Raw genomic sequence first — 20,743 nt, forward strand, 5'->3', positions numbered from 1 at the left:
TCACAGGTAATTGAATGCAAAAGATAAGATTATCGGATACTGAATTGGTTAAGGGTTCTAACACAGGTGTATATGGGGCAATGAAAGTCGGGAAAAGTCATTTCACCAAAATCTTGGCTCTTAATTATTATCTGCAAGGAAAGCCTGTTTTTATCCTAGACCATAATTTCAATGATGATACCTATGGAGATTTCTGGGGGATTAAACCGGAGATTGTCACACTTGAAGAATTTACCAGCATCAATTGGGCATACGAAAGTAGAGACTTAGTGGTACGTGTCCAGAAAGAACACCCGATGGCAGAGTTTGACCATAATGCCTTTTTTGCCTGTGCGGGAGCAATGAAATACAATGTTTTTATCCTGGACGATTTGGGAGATATTTTCGGTAATCAGGCAACAACTGCCATTAAGAATTTTCCGGCTACGACAGTAAACAATTACAATGAGGTGTTTTACCAGTTCCATAACCTGTACCAGGCGCACCCATTTTTAAGAGGCAAACTTCAAAATATTGTGTTAAAGTCTTTACCTATTGATTCAACAATACCAGAAGATTTTTTAACACCGTCGAAAATTATTCGTGCCTGTTTGAAAGAAATTGAGGTAGAAAATAAACCTCTGCCATTTAAGAAAAAGTTTGCATGGCGCTACCTGCACGCCGATGACCAGTTAGTTACTATGCCTAAAAAGTTACGTATCGACGGCCAAAGAGAAGAATATGTAACCTATTTACAAAGTGAATATTTCGAAAATAAACTATAGTTCTTATGAATCAGTACCAACAAATCACACAAAGTCAAGCCACTGACGCACAATTATTCGATCGTTTCCAGATGGAAAAGTTTCAGGAATGGAAACACTCCCGATATCCATACCGCAATCAATTGGAAGAATCACAGAGCAATACTTGGAAATGGGTGCTTGGTATTTTCTTATGCGTGGTAGTAGGAGTGGTTAGTTTCCTTTTGTTTAAAAACAGAGGTAAAATCTTAAAACCTGCGATGAAGAAACCTATTCTTGAAAATCAGGAAAACGAAGTTGAGCAGTTTATTCAGGAAGATTTATCTACCAGAAATGGCAAAAAGCCAAGTCCTAAATTCTTTTCAAAGTTGCAACAACATCAGCATTTCAGAGATGAAAATTTGGCTGATATGCAATCAGGAAAACAAACATTTCCAGAATTTACAGCATGGCTAGTGTCAGTGCAAGGCTTTGAAAAAGTCACAGATAACTTTTATGAGAATAAAGAAAAGGAATGTGAGATTAAAGTACTTAAGAACGGCATCAACATCTATCCAGATGGTAGTACAGACCCCACATTCAGAGCCTTCACCGAAATCGAAAGCTTAAGTTTCAGAGAGGAGTTCTTAAATATCATTGCGCCATGAAAAAGAAAACGCTCCTGATTGCTACGGGAATAGCTGCTACAGTAGCAGGATTATTCGCTTTTAACCGAAAGAAAAGCATTGTTTCTCCTCTGAAAATCCGGGTAGATTCTCAGGGTAACGGCAATTTCGGTGCCAGTCGGACAGGATTCGGCAAACACTATGGCATTGACCTCGTTGTTACCGAGGGGCAAAAGGTATATGCACCCTTTTCTGGTTCGGTGAATATCATTGAAAATGCACTTTCTGATAAAAAAGGGTACAAAGGAGTAAGAATATTTGCAGAAAACAATTTGCAGATAGATGTTCTGTATATCATACCTGCTGTGGCAAATAACTCAATCGTCAAAAAAGGTCAACTCATTGGCTATGCCCAGAATATTACAAAGGCGTATAACCAAAGTATGCTAAATCATATCCACGTCGAACATTACGACCGGGCAAAAAGCATCTTCTTGAATCCGACTGATTATTATTTTGGCTCAATTCTGACAGCCTCATCAGGTAAGACGTATCTGGAAATGACTCCCGAAGAGTATGCAAATTATGTAGCACACCAATTTGAATAACCATGATTTTTAATACCCTCTACAATTCCGAAACTGGAAATTTCCGTATCGCGACCGTCAAACAAATCAGAGAAATCTATTTTGAGGGTATGTCGCAGCATACGTTTATTAACCTTTTTACCCCCCAAAATAGAAAGGATTTGGCTAATGCTGGATTCAGAAGTTTTAAGGGCTATCAAAACCCTCAAGTGGTTGAATATATCGTCGTAACTGTCGGAAGGATCAACGTAAAAAGAGGAAATGACAGGAAATAAGAGGAAATGAGAGGAAACAACAGGAAGCGAGAGGAAACGAGCGAAAATTTTTGACTGAGGACACTTCTACTTTGAGCCTAAAATTCAAAAATTTAACTCTTTAGACAATGGCAAAAACTTTAAGCGTCAGTAAGCAGGTTCTTATTGCTAACTATAAATCTGATCTCAATGCTAACTCTGGTATTGAAGCTGGTTATGTAATTACACCAGCGACCGACGGCACAGCAGGTCTGAAAATCTACGGTAGAGTTCGTCCAGATGTAAACCGCGTGGATTTGCTTCCTAAAACTGCATTAGGTTCTCGTGGTATCACTGAAACTGCCGCGCAAGATAAATATATGGCAGATTTAGCTGCATTGAAAACATTCTTCGGTTTGGTAAATGCTGGCGATACAGCTACTGCAATTAGTATGCCTTGGATTAAATTGGATGCTTCTGGTGTGTATTGGGACCCACAAGTAGCTACGTTCCCAGAAACGGCGGTATATTCCGTTGCTACAACTGATGGTGTAACGACCGATTCTTCAAACACGCACAAATACTTGAACTACTTTGACCCTAAAACGGGTGATTTCGGTTCAATTCCGGTAAAAGCTACTGCTGATGGTACGCCAACTACAGAAACCTTCTTCCAGAAGTATAAAAACTGGTTTATCGGTGGTGGTATCGTTGCTGCTGTAGGTGTTTTGGCTGCTCTGCTCTGGCCGAAAAAAGTGAAGCGCATTCTTCCAAAAGCCCTCAAACGAGGTCGCAGATAATCTAAAATATTTTTATTGTCATAAGAAATGGCGTAGTGTGAAAACCATGCTACGCCATTTTTCTAAGTAGCCAAAAGGATGGAAGAGAATAAAAACAGTAATGCAAATGCGATAGATAGTTTAGCCTCTGCTGCTTCTAAGGGAATAAACGCATTTCGGATTCAGAAAGAATTAAAGCTTTGGTTGATTCTGGCGGTTGTAGGTGGAGTAATAATCTTTTTCATTGTCCGTGCAATCAAAAAATCGGCCTTGAATGATATTCCTCTTCCCGAATTGCCTACTGGTGGTGACCCCATCGCTGACCCTGATACCTACAAACAGGATGCGGAAATTACCGCAAAATCGGTAAAAGATGTAACAGAGGGTTGGTTTACGCTTGCCTCTACAAAAGAATCAGTTTTCAGAAAACTATATGCAATGTCTGACCGGGATTTAGTGTATGTGTATCGGGTATATAGTAACCTGTACTACAAAAAATCTCAGGAAACCATGACGGCCGCTATTGATTCGGAATCGAATTATATACCAGAATGGCAGGGAGGTGTAAAAGTGAAATTAGTGAACCGATTAAATCTATTAGGCGCAAAATAAGATGAATGATATAGATAAAATCTACGAGATAGTACAGGATAGCAAAAACGGTAAGTTAAAGCTTCCTGAAATCACTATTTCTCTGGATAATCAGACTATCGGTTTGATTGTCGCAGGTGTGGGTGGGCTTTTCGGGCTCATGTTTTTGGGTGTCTATTGGTTAATCAAATCGACGCTTAAAAAATGAAACTCAGACTAGGCACAGTCGCGGTAGTCATTAGCTTAATCGCTTCCGTGATGTCGATTACTTGGATAGGGTACAACTGGAGAAAAGAGTACAAAGCCTTAAAAGCAAATGAGAAAACCCCAACTGACACAGTTTAGAAAGCACAATCAAAGAAGCATTATTACTTTGATTGTCGGGTCAATTCTCTTTCTCTGGGTTCTTATTTCTCAGTTACCTCCTGTAAAAGACAGCAAACAAAAATCTTATTTAGGTCAGGCGAATTTGCCACGTGGGGTTCGCAATAACAACCCCGGCAATATCCGATACAATCCTGCTAATGCCTGGAAAGGTAAAATACCACTGACACAAAAGTCAGACCTCGCATTCGAGGAATTTATTGAGTACAGATATGGGGTTCGTGCGCTCTTGATTCTATTGAAAAACTTCATTTTCTCATACGGCACAATCGAAAAGATTATCAGCCGATACGCTCCGGCCAATGAAAATGAAACTGAAAGATATGTTAGGGCTGTAGCGGCCGAAACGGGAATCCCTCGCGATCAGGCACTAACCAGTACACAAGAAACGCTCCGAAAACTGTCTATTGCCATCACTCGTCAGGAAGTTGGCAACGGCTATGAAATTTCAAACGAAGATTTTTTAAACGCTTATAATATTATTTAATCAATGGCAACTAAAGAATTTAACCGTAATAAAACAGCCTTGAAAAATGCTGTTAAGCAAACAAAAGCACAGTTAAAAGGAGTGGCTAAGGAAGTGACAGTTACAACTTATCCAAAAGGAGTCTGGAAAAAGACTTTAAAGAAAAACTTCGAAAAGAATGTGACTTTGTTAGGAGGTAAACCAGCAAAAGAAGCGCCTGCTAAGAAAGTTACAACTGAGACAATCACTCCGAAAAAACGAATTGAATGGACACCTATGCTAAAAAAGAAAGCGGCCGCAGAATTATTGGTAGTAGTCAACCGTCAGGAAACTGCCAAAGTTGACCATTTGGCCGGACTTACAAATGATAGATTCGGAAATATGGTATACAAAGGGAAGAAATATACTTATTCGGCTAAACCCTATCGGTATCAAGGTAAAGGCCCTGTCCTTTTTAACGTAAGAGTGGATTAGAATTAAATCGTATTCAACTTGAGTAACACCAAATAAGGAGTCATTAATAAATATCAATCATGGCAAAAAATGTTAAATGGACAGGAAAGCTTAAAAAAGCTGCCTCAACCGCGCTCTTAGGAATTGCAAACGCCTATGAGACTAAAAGACGCACACGTTTAGTAGGAGTAAAATTTAGCAGTGATGGTTCTGCAAAATGGAGTGGTCATGCTCATAATTATACTATTTGGGCAGAAGATTTAAAGCCAGATTCTAAATAATTAGCTGAAGCAACGCCAAATAAGGAGTTATCCGCAGCTATAAACTCATTCAAATTGTCAAAAATCATGAAAGATAAAATTAAACCATTTCAAAAATTACCAGAAGCCAAGAAAGTTTTCATTTTCGACAGTGGTGTTCAGGGGTACGTTGAAACCGAAGACGGATTGTTACACACCTTCGCCAGTCATGCGGCTCCGCACGTAACCGCTGAAAGTAAACTGGATTTGTGTACCAATGCCGAAACCCCTGCCAAATACAAAGCCGTTGCGGCCAAAGCTTTAGCGGCTTATCGCAAAGAGGGCAAAACAGGGGACATCGAAGAAAGCCTTTAATCATGGCCCTGATTGGTTTTGAACACGCAATAGCGGAGAAAAATCTTTGGAGAAAGTTTATGCTCAGTCTGGGCAATCGCAATGAGATTATTCATTGTGAGTTCATTTTTCCTAATGCTAATCTCCGTTTGAGTTCGTGGCAAGATAAAGGGGTACAGTTCAAACCTCTTTCTGAAATCAATAAAAGGGAGTTTCTGCTTTTCGATTTGGGTAGTTCAGTCGATGCGCAAATCATGGATTTTTTTACACTGAACAATGGGAAAGGGTATGACAAATCAGCATTGATTACAGATTTGATTCTCAGAATGCAGTGGAAAAACAACGACAGGTTTTTCTGTAGTGAGATTTGTTACATACTTCTGAAATATAAATTAGGTCTGAATCTTCCTGAACGAATTCCTTCACAAGTCAGCCCGCAAGAATTGTATAAAATGGTTCAAAAGACAGGTATACCACAGGTTTATCTATGAAAAAAAAGATTCGAAATAAAATCATTGGGGCTGTTTCTATCATTGGGGTAGTGGGAATCACCGTCGCTATTATCAGGTATTTTTCTAAAAAAAAATCTACGCCTGTAATCCTTGATAAATCTTCAACAGTGGTAGTAGGTGCTAGTGGTGGGGGAGGTAGTGGGACAGGTACGCCTAACGTGCCTCCATCAAACACACTCAGTGCCTTTACAATTAAAAAAGCTTATCTGGATAATGGTATTTATTTGTCTTATGTTTCAATAGATGAGGCTCTTGACAAGAACTTAGACGAAGAGGTTACCAACCAGAACGGAACGGTTTACACGACCAGTATGGATGATGGAAGCATCGCTTTTAATGAGGTCAGTGGAAATACTTTCTATCCGACCGGATTCTATTTCTACGAACCTACAACTGAAATGCTCCTGATTGACCAACAGGGGGTAATGCATTTCTACCATGACATTGATAAAAACGGATTAAACGCACAACCAATTAAAGACGGTACTGTATGAAAAAAATATGGCTCATATTATTACTCATTTCAACTGCTGTTTTCTCACAAACGAAATACAGTAGCTTAAATGATGCTTGTACTAAAAATGCTTTAGGCTCTGGGTTTAATAATTCAGACAAAACGATTTACATTCCGGCAGTTAGTGTCGGAAATTATGCTTTTTTAAATAATAGTAATCGCTCATTCCGAAGATTGGCCAGAGGTTATTATTATTATCCTTCTACCAATTCAGCCTTTCAGACGAATCTGCGTGGTATGATTACCGATATGCAGAGTTGTGCAATGGGTGCAGGTAGTCTTAGTGTAGTCAATCAGTTTTCCACCGGGCTAACCGGAGATTCAGGTTATCAGGTTGATAATGGTGGATCATACTGGTATTATCAGCCTAACAATGAGTTTTATAGTCAGTTCTCTGTTACACCTACAGTCAACAACTTTGTACAGGTTGCTTTAGATACCAGAGGTTTCGGGAATGGTCAGGGAGTTGTCAAATACAAAGTTGAAAATTCAATCAACTGGTTGACTAAGCAACAATTGGAAGCTATCGACTTTTCGAATATGAAAGGTCGTGATGTCAGCATCATGGCTTGTATGTTTGATGGAAACAATATTACTGAAACCAAACAGAGCATTGTCCATTTTAAAGGCGACAACACTTCAAAAGTAGCCAGTTTTTACAAACGAAATTCGACGAACCGGTTACCTCAATTGCCATACGTTTTTCCTGAATTTGGTACCCTTACCGATAAATATAATATTTTAGGTTTCGGTCAATTAGACGGTTCTTACAACTACCAGAATCAAAACTATTTGACAAGGGGTTTCAATGTGATTGACTGGAAGTTGAACAACAGCATACCACTTATCAATCGCATCGGTGCCTCTTATGATGAATGGGCGTACGATAACGGCGCGCCAAGGCTTAACGGTCCGGGTGCAACCCAATGGGTAGCTAATACACCTATTCAAAATCTCTATGGTTGGTTTAATTCTTATGTGATTCAACCCGCCGCTAATCACAAATTCTTTTTTGTCGATTTTGAAGCATGGTCATATTATATTTTAGATAATCAGGTTGCTGCTGATAAAATGGCAAGCCTTTTTCGCGCTTTTAAACAAGCAAATCCGAATGTATTATTGATGTCTTATGTGGGTACAAGGGGTTTTAAATCCTCAACCCTACAACAGATTACACAACCGGAAATGTTGGCCGAAAATAACAAGTATAATCAATCGCTTGCGCAGGTTGCCAAAGAATTTGAGACAAAGACGGTAAACTACATAAACGTCAGTACCGGACAGTATGATGGTACATCTGGTTATTTGAGTGAATATATTGATGTAATTAATGCTGGTGATTATCAGCATTTTATTAGTCATTCATGGTTTTATTCTACGATTCAGGAATTTGAATTAGCCAAACTTTATCATCCAAGCAAAAAAGTTCTAGCCCTTAATTGGAGTTATGTCGAAACTGTTCCGGGCTCTGATTTTAATAGTGTTCGTAGGTATCATAAGAAAACCAATGATTCGGCCTATTATTTCGTAGACTACAAAGTAGCTGTACCATTCTCTCATATGTATAATGTCACTGCCTGGGCAAACTTTATCGGAGATGGTACTTGGAATTGGCATGACCCCTATAATGCAGTTGAGGGATTTGATTACCACGGCCTCGCCGGAAAAGACCCAATAAGTGGGCAGAAAAAGCCAGGCTTATATAGTACAAATGTGGGAATGATGGAAGTGTCAACTTGTATCGGGTATGATCAGGTAGCAATGGCTTTGTATGAACTCAAGCAAAACGATACCATTCTGGTAGGTAATCAACCAATTCAAAGAGTGGATTTCTCAACGGACAACGGCAATTCTTATTATACAGGGGAACAGTTAAAACCTGCTTCGGCCGACTTTTACCATATACCTGTGGTTCGTGTGAAGAAACATCCATCTAAGAATGAATGGTTGCTACTGGCTGTAAATCGCTATAACGAAATGTGGCAGAATCAGACTATCAAAGTGAAAATACCGGGTACAGGTCAGACAGTCGATGTGATTCTGTACGGGCAGTATACCAGTATCAGAAGAATCAAATTAGAATAACCAAACCCTTATAAATATGACCGCAAACGGTAATAATGATAGCATAAACATTCCTTTTGTGGGAGGTTTGATTATGTCCCTAATAGAACCACTGAAACATCTTTTTATTGAACCTAGCACATTTATGACATTCGATATTTTTAAAACCATTTTTCTTGGTTTTGTAGGTGCTATCGCATCGGGGATTGGTTCGCTGGTTTGGAATAAATATTTGAAAAAACGCTTTAAACCTTAACATTCATGGAACAGCTTTTCAATGCGGAATTTATACAACTGTCTATTTTGGGGCTGGTAGGAATTCTGGTTAGTTATCTGGAACAAATGGACAATGCTAAAAAACAGGGTTTGAGATTTCACTTGAAAAATCAGTTAACCAGTGTTTTAATGACAATCGTCTTAACTATAGTAACAATTTTCTTAAGGGAAGATATAAAAGAAATCTATGTGGTGACCAATGTCGGTGCAATCGCATTGGGCTATACAGGTAGTAGTTTTCTTTTTGCAGTCCTCAAATCCAAAGCCCCTAAGTAATGGAACTATCAGCAAAAAGTTTATTCGAACTGAAAAAGTCGGAGGCGTTCAGGTCGAAGCCTTACCGAGATAAAGTCGGCATATGGACAATCGGTTATGGTAGTACCTATTATCCGAATGGAATGAAGGTTAGCGAATTCGACTCGCCTATAACAGAAGCGGAGGCGAGTAAATTAATGATGGATTTATTCAAAAAGGATTTTGCTCCTCATATACCTCAAAATGTTAATCAACAACAATTTGACGCTCTGGGTCAATTGATTTATAATATAGGTTCAAGCAATTTCAATATGTCTACTTTAAAGAAAAAAGTGTTGGCTAATCCAAATGACCCAACTATCAGAGATGAGTTTTTAAAGTGGAACAAAGGTACTATCAATGGTCAAAAGGTGGTTATACCTGGCTTAACAATACGCCGAAAAAGAGAAGCTGAATGGTATTTCAAAAAAGAAATGAAATTTTCAGCAACGCCATATAAAGTGTGAGACGTTCGAAAATTTTCACTAGAACTATTATCAAGCTATGAATGAGAAATGGAAGCAAATATTAAAGGTTGCAACAGGTGCATTACTCTATACTGTATTTGTCTTTGCCGTAGGGTTTTGCAGAGGCGAAAAGCACTCCGAAGCCAAGAGACAGAAAGAGATTCAAACAGCAAAACAAACTCTTGAAGATAATGAAGCTAAAATTGATACTATTCGCAATGAGTCTGATGCTGACGCTATTAAGCGGTTCCATCAGGACAATGGCCCAAGATGATATGGTGCAAGTGGCTGTATCTGAAATCAGAAAGGCCAATGAAACCAAAGCAAAATTGAATGTGGCTAATGCCGCTGTGTTATTATTGACTATTGACCTGAAAACTTATAAAGATTCAACGGCTCATTGGAAATCAATAGCCATAAGGGAAACCAGAAGAAAGAAAGGTTGGCGAAAAGTCGCTATCGTTTCAATTCTGGTGAATGTAGCCGAAAACAGTTTTTTATTCTTAAGACGTAAACAATAATCAAAATGAAAAAAATAGGCATAGTCGCACTTATCTCAGGTATTGGTTACCTCTTATATAAGTTGTTCAGTAATTTGAGCATCCCCAAAGTCGGTACTTCTTCCACTACTATAACGGGAAGTATTACTCCGACAGTGATAAACACTCAGCTAAGTTTTGCATCTGTATACAATAATTTCACAAGAAGCGAGTCTAGTACATCTGGAAGTATTTCTGCCGGGAAAAGTTTTATTAAAATTTCTAATATCGGAGATGCTGCGGGTACAATCAATGTTGGCAATGGCAATACTTCATTAGGTGTTGGTCAGACATGGCAATTCCCAGTTTTATTAGGGCAGATACAACAATTAAGTACGGTCGTTAGTTTTGATGCAAGTGGAACCATATTTTTAGTAGAAACTTCAACACCAGTTTAATCATGAAAAAAATACTCATATTTCTGTTTTTTATCATTGTTTTTGATTCGGTTGCCCAATCGACTTCTCAACCTGGGCCACTTGAAAAAGGGTATACCTTACAGCAGTTAAGAGGTTTAACAATTACTCAGCTAAACGGCAAAAATCTCTTGTATGTCAGTGATAAAAATAAAGAGGGATTCTTTCAGTACGACCCGACTGATACCACATCGCCCGATAATGTAGGTACGGTTATAGTTACCAGTTCAGGCAAACGCTTAAAGCGTGTCTATAACGGTGATGTGAATGTAAAATGGTTTGGCGCCAAAGGCGACGGGGTCACAGATGATACAACCCCAATTCAAAATAGTTTAAATGCAACCGCTACACAGGATGGCGGCATAAGCCTCCCCTTAGGTACTTACAAAATAACCAGTACGCTGACTTATACAGGCAATAATTTGTCAGTCAAAGGAAACGGTAGCGTCATTACCCATACTACCAATGACACAACAACTATTAATGTAAACGGTACAACTATATTAGCTGCTAATGTTGCACCTATTGCGGCAAAGTCCTTAACAATTTCTCTCAATACGGTTTCTGGCTTCGCTAAAGGTGATGTGTTATTTATACAAGCAATTTCTACCGATTCACTCTGGAGTCTTGAGCGACCTGATTACATAAAGGGCGAATTCGCTGAAATTGAATCAGTAGACATGTTAACAGCTATTGTTACACTCAAATCGCCTATTCTAGATAGTTACATCGTAGGAGCTTCCATCAGGAAACTGAACTATAAAAACGTTACTATTGACGGCTTGACGATTAAGCGAAATAATGATATGCGTTGTCTTTCTGTCCATGAGATGAGCAATGTGATAATTTCAAACTGTAATATTTCTGGCGCAAACGAGAGAGCAATATATGTTTATAATAGTTACAATGTGCTCATCAGTAATTGTATCACCAATGGCAGTTATTATGCTTCTGCACCAACAGCCTATGGGCTTTCAATTGCTTCCTGTCAGAATGTGAACATTGTTGGCGGGTATTACCGAGCTGGCAGACATGGCATTATGTTTGGAGGCACTATCCCCAATCGGTTTATATCAATCACGGGTTGTGTAACAGATAATGACCCCGCACAGGCGTTTCCACAGGCTGCCTTTGATTTCCATTCAAATGTGCAATTCGCCACCATAACCAATGTGCTTTCAAAAAATGGTTACTCACTAGGAGGTATTAATATATCGGTATCCAATTGTGTGTCAATCGCCCGCAATTATTATGGGTTTGCCTTTTTTTCTAGCAGAAATGCAGACAATACGCTTACTGTAAATGGATTGAGTATTACTAGCAATAGTGCCTATTCGCCTTTTAATTTTACATCAGTTGGAAATGGAAGTACCTACCGTTTTAATGTGGGCAATGTACAGGTGTCTAATGTAAGTGTTATCTCCAATGTGGTGGCTCCGGGACCCGCATTAGTAATGATTGGCGGAACTGCCGCCAATCAGATTAGTTATAAATATCTGGGAATCAACGGCGTGAGCGTGTATTCTACGGTAGAGCAGTCTACTTCTAGTTATGGATTAGGAATTGGATTGTTTTCATCAACACTTAACGCGGATGCAATTGTTAATATTTCTAATTGTAATATAGATGCTAAATGTCGTGGCTACATTACTGCTGCCGGTAATCTGGGCACAAGCATCAGCATCTCTAATTGTTATTTCAAAGCTTCTTTTGCAAACCCTGTATCCTATTGTGCAAGACTAGGTTTAGGGAATTATAAGATTTCGGATACAATCTTCGACGGTGGTAGTACCTCTTATGTAGAGGGTACAGGAGGTCATTACGAGTTTACTAACTGTGCCTTTAACAATATGCTTACACAGTGTTTGCAGGCTAATAATGCGACTTATGTAAGTATTACCAATCCTACAAAAAATAATAGTGTGGCTCTGTATTCAGGAACAGGGACGAGCCCGGCTCTGATAGATTATGTCGTTTCGACGAATGCGAAAATCAGATTTGCATCGGCAGCCCCTAGCACAGGCACATGGGCTATTGGGGATATAGTATATAATTCTGCACCGATCGCTGGCGGTACGATGGGCTGGGTATGCACTACGGCGGGTACTCCTGGTACTTGGAAAACATTCGGTTCAATTGCGCCTTGATTAGATAGCTAACTAATAAATTTTAAATAAATGGCACTAGGAATAAAAATAAAAAAAGGCGTAGAACAGGGCGATATTATTCAATGTGATGGCCAGGTAAAAATATTTCAAAAAATCGGGCTTGAAGCAATTGAGTATGACAATGCTGTCTTAGGTGACAGAATAGGTTATGCTACCGGGCAAACCGTAAAAATTGGAACTACAAGCTATATTGAGTTTGTAATGATTAACAGAGTGTTGGCAAGTCAATCACCTGATTTCTCATCGGATAAATTCTACATTCGATCAAATGAACCAGTCAGTTTTAAAGCTAATCCTGATTACAATTATCTGACTACAGCTGTAGCATCTGGTAATACTAATTTCTGGGGCAGTTTGGGTAGTATCCTGAATACTGTTTTGGGTATTTTTTCAGGTAATAGAACTACTGTAACGGGGCCTACAGCGAATGATTCAAATTCTATCGGTAATAATAATGCTGTAGTAACACAAGAACAGCCGCAAGAAAGTTGGTTGAAAAAAAATGCACTTTTGGTTGGCTCAGGTGTAGTGATTGCTGTTACGGTGATAGTCTTTGTCGTAGTAGGCAAGAAAAAGGATAAAAAATAGAACTGTCAACGCTATTGGGGCGTGCCTTGAGTAACTCCATTTGTAGCGTTAATTACCATGGTAACTGTGATAAATCGATTGTGATTCAGCAGCCTAAATTCACAGAGAAATTTTCACAAAATGTGAATGTCCGGCTATGATAAAGCTTTAAATGTTCACATGAACTTTTTCACGATGTGATTAATCAGGTGTGATAGACCTGGAATAAATCACACTAAAAATTCACATCTGCAGTAACGCCATAAAAAGCGTGCAACCCAGGAAACAACGCCAGAAAAGAAGTTATATCCGGCTAAAAATCTAAGAAAATGGCTAAAGGAATCAAGTATTATAAAACGGTTGAAAAAGGCGATATTCTTACCGCTAATGAGACGACTAAAATTTATCAGTTACAAGACAATGGTTCATTGAATGTCATTGATACCAGTTTCAAAGGCGACTTGATGGGCTTTTATACTGGGGGTATCTATGTCTATAATGGGGTACAGTACCTAGAGTTTCTGTCTTCTGATTCCGTTCTTTCTGATGGCTCCATAGATTTCAGTCGTGACCACTTGTACTATAAATGGGATTTTAGTGATGTACTATATACGCCCAATCCTAACTACTTCTATCCTGATAGACCGGGTGTCGTGCAAAAAGAAATGGGAGTAGTAACATGGGTAGCTGATAATAGTACAAAACTCTGGATTGGCTTAGGTGTCGTGGTTGTTGCTGTTACTGCTTACTTCTTAGGTAAAAAACGAAAAGCTAAAGCCAGAAAATGATAAACATAGGTATCATAGATTTAACAGGCCGAATATCCTTTACAGACATGCAAAGGGCTATTGCTGCTTTTCAGATACAAGTTGACCGTGATTTATTTCCAGCGTATGGCAAAGAAGCGAAGATTAACTACTATTCAACGCAAAGCGATGCTCCGGCAGGAACTTGGCTAACGTGGATTGTAGATAGTATGGATACGGAGGGTTTAAACGGGTATCATTTCATAGACAACATTTCATCGAAAATAGTAGGGACAGGTATCAAAGGGTACGCCGTTGGGAATAATAGTGGCAACCCCTTTGGCCTTGTAAAGTATTCCGCTAACTGGACAATTACTTGTTCCCATGAAGTACTAGAAAAGCTGGTTAACCCCTATATCAAGATTCAGGTTAAGTTAGATGCTGATGGGGATGGTGTATCAGACGAAGAATTGCTCATGGAAATTGCTGACCCGGTACAGGCCAATGCTTATGAAATAGACGGGGTAAAGGTTTCAAATTTTGTTTATCCTGCTTACTACTCTGATTTAGCGGCTGTTCCTGGTCGGAAATATGATTACATGGGTATTATCACCCGTCCGAAAGAAATTGCTGAAGGCGGGTATTTTAGTTTCAAGCGTGCAGGGCAATGGATTCAAGGCTATAGATTCAGGAACATTGTCACCTTTAAAAAACTGTTGGGTGGCGACTCATTGTCAAGTGATGAAATGGGCCTATTACTTAAGCAGGTACTAATTGGGGTTGTCTCTATACTAGGTGTTGTAATTATTGTAAAACTTTTAAAGAGAAAAAGAAATGGCTAATAAGTTGCCTCAAACAATTGGCGAAGATGTTTACGCCGCCCAAGATGGTGTATTTGTGTACAAAGATGCCAATCTTGACTCAGAAAAGTTAGGTAATGTGTTTACTGGTGGTGATAAAGTATTCAATAAAAATGCTTTTATAGGTAGCTATAATGGCGTAAAAAACGGTAGTTTCTTGCAACTTACTGTAAGCTATCAAGTAAAGGCTTTATTTATTACCTCTACAAAGACAGTTTCGGCTTGGGTATTGGGTAGTCAGGTTACAACTGAAATACAAGAAACTTTGATTCAGCAGGATGAAAAGAAAAATGAGGATTTAGAGAAATATTTAGCTGACATTACCGGAGATGCTGATACAAAAAAGAGTTTATCGGGTAGCGGTTCAGGTGAGGGTTCTGGAACTTCTAGCTTATCGACTACTAACATCGTTCTTGGTTTTGCTCTAATTACGGCAATAGGGTTGATAATTGCCGGATTTGTCAAAAGAAACTCAAAAGCAAAGAACTAATACAATGCCAATACTCGCTACCATACTCGCAACCGTTGGTTCATTGGCTAAGCCAATAGCCGATATTTTCGTTGCTAAGGAAAATACTAAACTTTCTAAAATCTCTGTAGAGCAATTAGAGGAACAGATAAAATTAGCCGAAGCTGAACAGGATACACAAAAGATTGCTCTGGCTAGTAAGGCTCTGGAACTCAAACAGGAAGAGGCTAAACAGGAAACTAACCAGCAAGTAGTCCAATGGTTAATAGTTGCTTCGGCTTTAGGATTGTTAGGGTTCATTGCATGGCTTTTATTCGGAACCAAGAAAGAGAAAAAGACTGCACAATCAAGTAGTAAATAAGTTTTCACAATTAATAAATCAGCACTCAAAAGTTTCGTCAGTTTTAAAATCCTCTTGATTTTCAGGGGGATTTTATTGGTTTAGGTTATCACTATAAATTAGCAACAACATGGATAATATCTTTGATAAATTTAGGGCATTTGGTCAATTCGTAAAAGGATTGAACAGAGAGATGGTAGCCGATATTGGAAAGCAAACGGTAAAGTATGCTGTCAAGAAAATGGCAGAACAACACGCTGACAAGAAATACAAAACCTCTTTGGTTAATCAGCAGGGAGAAACTGAATGCGAATTTATTATTATTCCTAAAAGTAATAACTATGTAGCTGGATTAGGAAACTTGATAAAAGACAGGTTTGAATTTCAGTCAGGAAAGCTAAAAGTGGATATTCAGCTAATGCCTGATGAATCAAAATGTGAGTAACCGGCTGTGATTATCCCGGATATTTTCACACCTAGTTTTTCACAAATGTGACTCATCAGGTGTGAAAGACCAGGATAATATCACACAACATTTTTCACAAGTTGTGAATTAACCGGTTATTTTCACAGATATTTATTCACAAGGGATTTTAAAGATAGTTGTTATATTTGTTCTCCTAAAAACTTAAACAACTATCGCGATGGACTCAGATTTACCGAAGAAAGAAGGTGAAGTGCAAGCTATTCTTAAGGAGGTTCAGCCACTACTGGCGCAATGGAACGAAGCCAAATTGGAACAGGCTAAACCTGAACATGAACAACAAATGCTTATGACAAAGTTAGACGCAGAAAACGAAAAGCAAAGACTGATTGGAGAATCGGAATTTGATAGACGTAACAAAATGTTTGTTGCCTACGCTTTAGGTATTACTATTTTGGCTGTAACTGTTCTCGCTTGTTTCGATAAGCTCAATGACGGGTTGCTCTCCATCTTCTCTATGCTCATTGGTAGTTTTTTTACTGCTTACGCTTCTGGGTTGCAGATAGTCGGCAAAAACAAGCCCGGCAAGGAAGAACACGCCGCCAACGAGTAGTGGGTCTGGTGTTTGGATGTTTCTTCTTGAAATATGTTTTCTCCTCATTGAAGCTATTGATTATGTTGCAATTTACAATAAATCAGTTATTTTTAATAAAGTAAAGTGTGAATTGGCCTGGAATGTAAATACAGTTAAATTCACACTTTTGTTTTATCGATGCACACTGAATGTAGCGTTATTTTCCGGAAGAATATTTTTGTATATATACTGAAAACTATAAAACTTGATTGATAAAAGGATAGTGAATCTATACCTTGTGTAAATTGAATTGGTTGAATACGCAATTGATTTAAGAATAATTATCATTGACTGAAATCTGCATTGTTATTTTTTTATTTAACTGAAAAAATAAATTGGTTCAAAATATTTTATTTTCTTTGTGCCAAACTTAATGGATTTCTTGATACAAAATCTCTAAGCGAGCCCTCTTGAGAGGGCTTTATTTTTTAGTGCTATTTGGGAAAGTAAAATTTTCGAATATTGCAGAGACACGATAGGTTAAAAAGCAACTTAGTATTGACTGGGTAAAATTGAAACTACTCAAATAAGTAGCCTTGTTTGACTAATTTACTAAGACTAAAAAGTATATAAAATCGGCAATTATTAGCAAAATTAAAGTGTAAATTGGCTTGTTGAGTTAATATGGGTAATTATACTTTTTGCATTCACCTTTAAATATTGCTCAGTTTGTCCTGATAATCAGTTGCAGAAAGCTGCTATGAACCTCAAGAACTTGATGACTGAAATTCGTGAACAAATTGGCACCACTTAGGGTTTTTGAAGTAGAATTTTATATTAAGCAGAATTAAAAACAATATTCAACATGAAAAAGAATATCAAAATTTCAATCTTTTTATTAACTGTATTATTGATAAACTGTAAAAATGAAAAGGTAAATACAGACCCAAATGTTGAAAAATGGAAGAATTTGTCTATTAACTTAATAGAAGCTACAATTAAAAATGATACAGTTCCTGAAACCATTGTTAATACGTATTCTTCTTTAACCCATGCAATAGCAATTATAAAAGGATGGGATAATAATGAAAGTAAAAAATACTTAAATAAAACGTATGATATAATTGATAGTTTAGGCTATGGATTGGGCTATGAGTGGGATGCATTTCAAGATGGAACTGTTAATAGCAAGTATACTAACTATACCGTAACTATGGCTGACCACGTAGGTTTTACATTTGTTGCAGGTTATAAAGCTGGCATAATTCCAAGAAGAAGGTTGACCCATCTTCTTGAATCTATAAATAAAATTCCTTACGCAGATAATTTAATAAATGGTAAGTGCTTGGCGTACTCAGATAGTAAGAATGATATTATTGGGTGTGTTCATAATGTTAATATAGGAGTTGCTTATATTTTCCAAGAAATGAAAAATATTGGTTTGGTATCTAATGAGTTAGATGGAAAAATAAAGGATATTATAGATAGAGAAATAGATAGTTATTTAATTGATAAAAACAGCTATTTGTATTGGGATAAATCACCAAATTTAAGTGATCAAAATCATTTAGCTTATCAAGCATGGTGTTTAATACAACTTCCAAATTCGAGAACGAAGCAAATAGGTATATCATTAATAAATGGAATTAGCGCAGATAAGAAAAAAGACATTAGTTCACTGGTTGGTCAACTTCGTATTCTACCTTATGAAGATTCTGATGCTGAATATTTGTATTCAATTGTGAAGAAATTATTAGAGAATCAAAAAACTGAATATTCGCCAATAGGTGTATACAACATAAATAACCCTAGAATTTTAGCACAGCTGTCTTTATGGGTCGCTAAATACTATGAATATTTAAAAAATAAGTAGAAAGTAAAATGGGGTTGGGAATGCACAAAATGTTAGTAAAAAAAACACGCCATAAACAACATGCATTGAGTAACGCTATCTATGGCGTGAAGATAGCTAAGAAATGTGAATGATCTCAGATTAATGCTTTGATAAAATTCACAGTTGATGTGATTGTACCAGGTGTACAGGCTTAACTAAATTCACAAAAGAAAAGGGTAAATACCTCCTCTGTAATGTTTATACATAATCACGGTTTGACGTATAATCCTTTGACCTGACGATCTGAATTAATGAAGTCTTTTGTGTCTTTTGATGATAACATAAGCATTGTTTTATACCCTTCTATTACTTCATAGGGCACATCGTCATAAATAAGTTTGTTCTCTCCATCAAATATATAAATACCGGAATGTTGCCTGTAAAACATAATTTTCTTCTTATCTAATTCTCCTTCTTCAAATTGAATAGCAATCGTGCCCTGTTCAGTTGCTTTACAGACTCCTGCAAGTTTTGTTGCTCCTGAACTGAAAGCAATTCTTTCTCTTATGGTTGTGCTGTTCCTTGATAAACTTCCCTGTTGGAGTTCAGCCGTGTTCTTTTCAGCATACCTTTTTAGAACGATATTTTTTTCTGAATAGAATTGTATTTTTTTTAAGTCAACTCCTTGTTGTTCTAAATTTTGTCTTATGTCCTCTGTAAAAGGAATATAAGTAGTTGTAACACATGAAGTAGTAAGAAAAGTAACTAATAAGTAGCAGAATATTTTTTTCATATCACAGGTTTTAAATTGTTTGTAATTTTTGCAAATGTAAAAATAATAATTTGGTATTGTAATCTACCGTTCTCGTAAATGTTCAGTTTCTCGGATAATCGTTGAATCTTCTATAACAATGTATTTTGTTTCAGTAAGACTGTTTAATGTATGGCTCAATTGCGTATGTACCAAGATTTTAGCAGAAGTGGCTTTTATGTCAACGCCGCTATTGACATAGAAAGAACCCGCTGATTTGCGAATTTGCTTAAGGCTCATTCTCGTATAGTTCTTTACTCCAATCCTGCTACACAGATTCTTATAAACCCTGCGAACAGTTTCGTAGGTATATTTAGGAAAATAATCAGGATATTTGATAAATAATATCTCTTGCAGAATATTGTTCATAGGTATAACTGCAAATTCTGGCTCTTCTGATTTTCTCATTTTAAATCTTGGTTTCTTTATAACCTGAATACCATCAATTTCTACAATATGTTGATGCTGGTCAAAATCTCGTAAATCGCAGAAATCAAAGGCAGTATAAAACATGAAAGTTGAAATATCAGCTACAAACCTCTCCGTAAGTGTAAGGTTATCTAATCGGTAGATACTTAATTGTTCTTTTTCTGTAACAATGGTTTTGTTAGATTTTGGATTCTTAACTTTGGGGTCAACTTCCTTTAGTGGGTTTGTTTCTAAATAACCCTTTGAAAAGGCAAATTCCATACTTGCTATGAAATACAGTAAATACCTTTTAGCTGAACCTGCTGAAATCTTTTTGCCCTTTCTTTGCGGGTTATCCAGAGATTTTACATACTCGAAAAACTGAAACCCTAATAATGGCTGAATTTCATTTAATTCTAAATCATTTCTTGATTTGGTTTTTAGAAAAGATTTTAAATGGTCTTTGGTTTTCTTATACTTGCTAATAGTCTTTGGTTCTAATCCTGACTCCTCTGCACTTTGTACATATAAATCATAAACTTTGAATAAACTTGGAATAGGTTGTTTTTGAATGCCTTTATTCCAGGTTCTTTCAAATTCAATTTTTAAGCTTTTAGCGCTAATTGGTCTCCCAAGACTGGTTAAATGTGTAAAGCAATTGTTAACAGTTGTTGTAATTTGCAGGAGAATAGCATTTTTAGATTGTGCAAGGTCTTTGAATTCCTCTTTGGTAGGTTCAATATACTGTGCTTTCTGTAGCCATCTTAGACCATCAGTAATTTTAATTTGAGTTGAAAATTTTGGTGCTTTTACGCCGTAAAGGCTAATGTAACATTGAAGAATAGGTTTTTGGTTAGATACAGTTCTCGGACGGAACTTAATAGAGGGGATACTCATCTTTTTTTCATGTTATGAACAGCATTTTGGTGAGACCAACGCCATTCAAAAAGTGGGCTACTTTGTTAAAAAATGGGTTCTTTTTTGAAATACTTTTTTTACGGTTGCTTTTTGAGTTTAGAGGCAGAA

The 20,743-nt window shown here is 37.4% G+C and carries 31 protein-coding genes; 29 read left to right on the forward strand and 2 right to left on the reverse strand.

Features of this window, described 5'->3' with window-relative positions; translation table 11 throughout:
- Positions 1 to 14: 14 nt before the first annotated feature.
- The 29 genes from H1R81_RS03685 to H1R81_RS03825 all read left to right on the forward strand — a co-directional run bounded on the left by H1R81_RS03685 (position 15) and on the right by H1R81_RS03825 (position 18,537).
- Entirely contained in the window at positions 15 to 764 is a 750-nt protein-coding gene (locus H1R81_RS03685) for a hypothetical protein (protein ID WP_181839317.1), read from the forward strand.
- Positions 765 to 769: 5 nt separating this feature from the next.
- Positions 770 to 1,390, forward strand: coding sequence for a hypothetical protein (locus H1R81_RS03690; protein ID WP_181839318.1), 621 nt, complete (start codon positions 770 to 772; stop codon positions 1,388 to 1,390).
- A complete protein-coding gene (locus H1R81_RS03695; RefSeq protein WP_181839319.1) occupies positions 1,387 to 1,956 on the forward strand; it encodes a M23 family metallopeptidase in 570 nt (189 codons plus the stop codon). Before H1R81_RS03690 ends, H1R81_RS03695 begins: the two co-directional genes overlap by 4 nt.
- A 361-nt stretch (positions 1,957 to 2,317) precedes the next feature.
- Entirely contained in the window at positions 2,318 to 2,968 is a 651-nt protein-coding gene (locus H1R81_RS03700; protein WP_181839320.1) for a hypothetical protein, read from the forward strand.
- Positions 2,969 to 3,046: 78 nt separating this feature from the next.
- Positions 3,047 to 3,559: a hypothetical protein gene (locus H1R81_RS03705; RefSeq protein ID WP_181839321.1), complete on the forward strand. Its 513-nt coding sequence runs from the start codon at positions 3,047 to 3,049 to the stop codon at positions 3,557 to 3,559.
- Between the two features lies 1 nt (position 3,560).
- Positions 3,561 to 3,746 carry a hypothetical protein gene (locus H1R81_RS03710; protein ID WP_181839322.1) on the forward strand — a complete coding sequence of 62 codons (186 nt, stop codon included), beginning with the start codon at positions 3,561 to 3,563 and terminating at the stop codon, positions 3,744 to 3,746.
- Positions 3,743 to 3,883, forward strand: coding sequence for a hypothetical protein (locus H1R81_RS03715; RefSeq protein WP_181839323.1), 141 nt, complete (start codon positions 3,743 to 3,745; stop codon positions 3,881 to 3,883). The genes H1R81_RS03710 and H1R81_RS03715 overlap by 4 nt, the downstream gene beginning before the upstream one ends.
- Positions 3,855 to 4,409, forward strand: a complete 555-nt coding sequence (locus H1R81_RS03720; protein ID WP_181839324.1) for a structural protein — start codon at positions 3,855 to 3,857, stop codon at positions 4,407 to 4,409. The genes H1R81_RS03715 and H1R81_RS03720 overlap by 29 nt, the downstream gene beginning before the upstream one ends.
- A gap of 3 nt (positions 4,410 to 4,412) precedes the next feature.
- Positions 4,413 to 4,862 (forward strand): hypothetical protein, encoded by a 450-nt coding sequence (locus H1R81_RS03725; protein WP_181839325.1) that lies wholly within the window; start codon positions 4,413 to 4,415, stop codon positions 4,860 to 4,862.
- A 59-nt stretch (positions 4,863 to 4,921) separates the two neighbouring features.
- Positions 4,922 to 5,122: a hypothetical protein gene (locus H1R81_RS03730; RefSeq protein ID WP_181839326.1), complete on the forward strand. Its 201-nt coding sequence runs from the start codon at positions 4,922 to 4,924 to the stop codon at positions 5,120 to 5,122.
- Between the two features lie 54 nt (positions 5,123 to 5,176).
- Positions 5,177 to 5,455, forward strand: a complete 279-nt coding sequence (locus H1R81_RS03735) for a hypothetical protein (protein WP_181839327.1) — start codon at positions 5,177 to 5,179, stop codon at positions 5,453 to 5,455.
- A gap of 2 nt (positions 5,456 to 5,457) precedes the next feature.
- Positions 5,458 to 5,925 carry a hypothetical protein gene (locus H1R81_RS03740; protein ID WP_181839328.1) on the forward strand — a complete coding sequence of 156 codons (468 nt, stop codon included), beginning with the start codon at positions 5,458 to 5,460 and terminating at the stop codon, positions 5,923 to 5,925.
- Entirely contained in the window at positions 5,922 to 6,440 is a 519-nt protein-coding gene (locus H1R81_RS03745; protein WP_181839329.1) for a hypothetical protein, read from the forward strand. Before H1R81_RS03740 ends, H1R81_RS03745 begins: the two co-directional genes overlap by 4 nt.
- Positions 6,437 to 8,545, forward strand: a complete 2,109-nt coding sequence (locus H1R81_RS03750) for a hypothetical protein (RefSeq protein WP_181839330.1) — start codon at positions 6,437 to 6,439, stop codon at positions 8,543 to 8,545. The genes H1R81_RS03745 and H1R81_RS03750 overlap by 4 nt, the downstream gene beginning before the upstream one ends.
- Positions 8,546 to 8,561: 16 nt before the next feature.
- A complete protein-coding gene (locus H1R81_RS03755) occupies positions 8,562 to 8,780 on the forward strand; it encodes a hypothetical protein (protein WP_181839331.1) in 219 nt (72 codons plus the stop codon).
- A gap of 5 nt (positions 8,781 to 8,785) precedes the next feature.
- On the forward strand, positions 8,786 to 9,076 hold the full coding sequence (locus H1R81_RS03760) for a hypothetical protein (RefSeq protein ID WP_181839332.1): 291 nt from the start codon (positions 8,786 to 8,788) through the stop codon (positions 9,074 to 9,076).
- Complete coding sequence (locus tag H1R81_RS03765; RefSeq protein WP_181839333.1) at positions 9,076 to 9,561, forward strand: lysozyme; 486 nt, start codon at positions 9,076 to 9,078, stop codon at positions 9,559 to 9,561. Before H1R81_RS03760 ends, H1R81_RS03765 begins: the two co-directional genes overlap by 1 nt.
- Before the next feature lie 37 nt (positions 9,562 to 9,598).
- A complete protein-coding gene (locus H1R81_RS03770; RefSeq protein ID WP_181839334.1) occupies positions 9,599 to 9,835 on the forward strand; it encodes a hypothetical protein in 237 nt (78 codons plus the stop codon).
- Positions 9,822 to 10,082, forward strand: a complete 261-nt coding sequence (locus H1R81_RS03775; protein ID WP_181839335.1) for a hypothetical protein — start codon at positions 9,822 to 9,824, stop codon at positions 10,080 to 10,082. Before H1R81_RS03770 ends, H1R81_RS03775 begins: the two co-directional genes overlap by 14 nt.
- Positions 10,083 to 10,087: 5 nt before the next feature.
- Positions 10,088 to 10,498: a hypothetical protein gene (locus H1R81_RS03780; protein ID WP_181839336.1), complete on the forward strand. Its 411-nt coding sequence runs from the start codon at positions 10,088 to 10,090 to the stop codon at positions 10,496 to 10,498.
- Between the two features lie 2 nt (positions 10,499 to 10,500).
- Entirely contained in the window at positions 10,501 to 12,663 is a 2,163-nt protein-coding gene (locus H1R81_RS03785) for a glycosyl hydrolase family 28-related protein (RefSeq protein ID WP_181839337.1), read from the forward strand.
- A 30-nt stretch (positions 12,664 to 12,693) separates the two neighbouring features.
- Entirely contained in the window at positions 12,694 to 13,272 is a 579-nt protein-coding gene (locus H1R81_RS03790) for a hypothetical protein (protein ID WP_181839338.1), read from the forward strand.
- A 308-nt stretch (positions 13,273 to 13,580) separates the two neighbouring features.
- The gene (locus H1R81_RS03795) at positions 13,581 to 14,039 is read left to right on the forward strand and encodes a hypothetical protein (RefSeq protein WP_181839339.1); all 459 of its coding nucleotides are present in this window, start codon (positions 13,581 to 13,583) and stop codon (positions 14,037 to 14,039) included.
- A complete protein-coding gene (locus H1R81_RS03800) occupies positions 14,036 to 14,839 on the forward strand; it encodes a hypothetical protein (RefSeq protein ID WP_181839340.1) in 804 nt (267 codons plus the stop codon). The genes H1R81_RS03795 and H1R81_RS03800 overlap by 4 nt, the downstream gene beginning before the upstream one ends.
- Positions 14,832 to 15,347, forward strand: coding sequence for a hypothetical protein (locus H1R81_RS03805; protein ID WP_181839341.1), 516 nt, complete (start codon positions 14,832 to 14,834; stop codon positions 15,345 to 15,347). Before H1R81_RS03800 ends, H1R81_RS03805 begins: the two co-directional genes overlap by 8 nt.
- A gap of 4 nt (positions 15,348 to 15,351) precedes the next feature.
- Positions 15,352 to 15,687, forward strand: a complete 336-nt coding sequence (locus H1R81_RS03810) for a hypothetical protein (protein ID WP_181839342.1) — start codon at positions 15,352 to 15,354, stop codon at positions 15,685 to 15,687.
- A 109-nt stretch (positions 15,688 to 15,796) separates the two neighbouring features.
- On the forward strand, positions 15,797 to 16,111 hold the full coding sequence (locus tag H1R81_RS03815) for a hypothetical protein (protein WP_181839343.1): 315 nt from the start codon (positions 15,797 to 15,799) through the stop codon (positions 16,109 to 16,111).
- 232 nt (positions 16,112 to 16,343) lie between these two features.
- The gene (locus tag H1R81_RS03820; protein WP_181839344.1) at positions 16,344 to 16,703 is read left to right on the forward strand and encodes a hypothetical protein; all 360 of its coding nucleotides are present in this window, start codon (positions 16,344 to 16,346) and stop codon (positions 16,701 to 16,703) included.
- 826 nt (positions 16,704 to 17,529) lie between these two features.
- The gene (locus H1R81_RS03825; RefSeq protein WP_181839345.1) at positions 17,530 to 18,537 is read left to right on the forward strand and encodes a hypothetical protein; all 1,008 of its coding nucleotides are present in this window, start codon (positions 17,530 to 17,532) and stop codon (positions 18,535 to 18,537) included.
- A gap of 229 nt (positions 18,538 to 18,766) precedes the next feature.
- On the opposite strand, the gene H1R81_RS03830 is transcribed toward H1R81_RS03825, so the two are convergent.
- The gene (locus tag H1R81_RS03830) at positions 18,767 to 19,291 is read right to left on the reverse strand and encodes a hypothetical protein (protein ID WP_181839346.1); all 525 of its coding nucleotides are present in this window, start codon (positions 19,289 to 19,291) and stop codon (positions 18,767 to 18,769) included.
- 63 nt (positions 19,292 to 19,354) lie between these two features.
- On the reverse strand, positions 19,355 to 20,614 hold the full coding sequence (locus H1R81_RS03835; RefSeq protein WP_181839347.1) for a phage integrase SAM-like domain-containing protein: 1,260 nt from the start codon (positions 20,612 to 20,614) through the stop codon (positions 19,355 to 19,357).
- Between the last annotated feature and the right edge of the window lie 129 nt (positions 20,615 to 20,743).

Origin of the sequence: Emticicia sp. BO119, assembly GCF_013912375.1 — a bacterium.
GTDB lineage: Bacteria > Bacteroidota > Bacteroidia > Cytophagales > Spirosomataceae > Emticicia.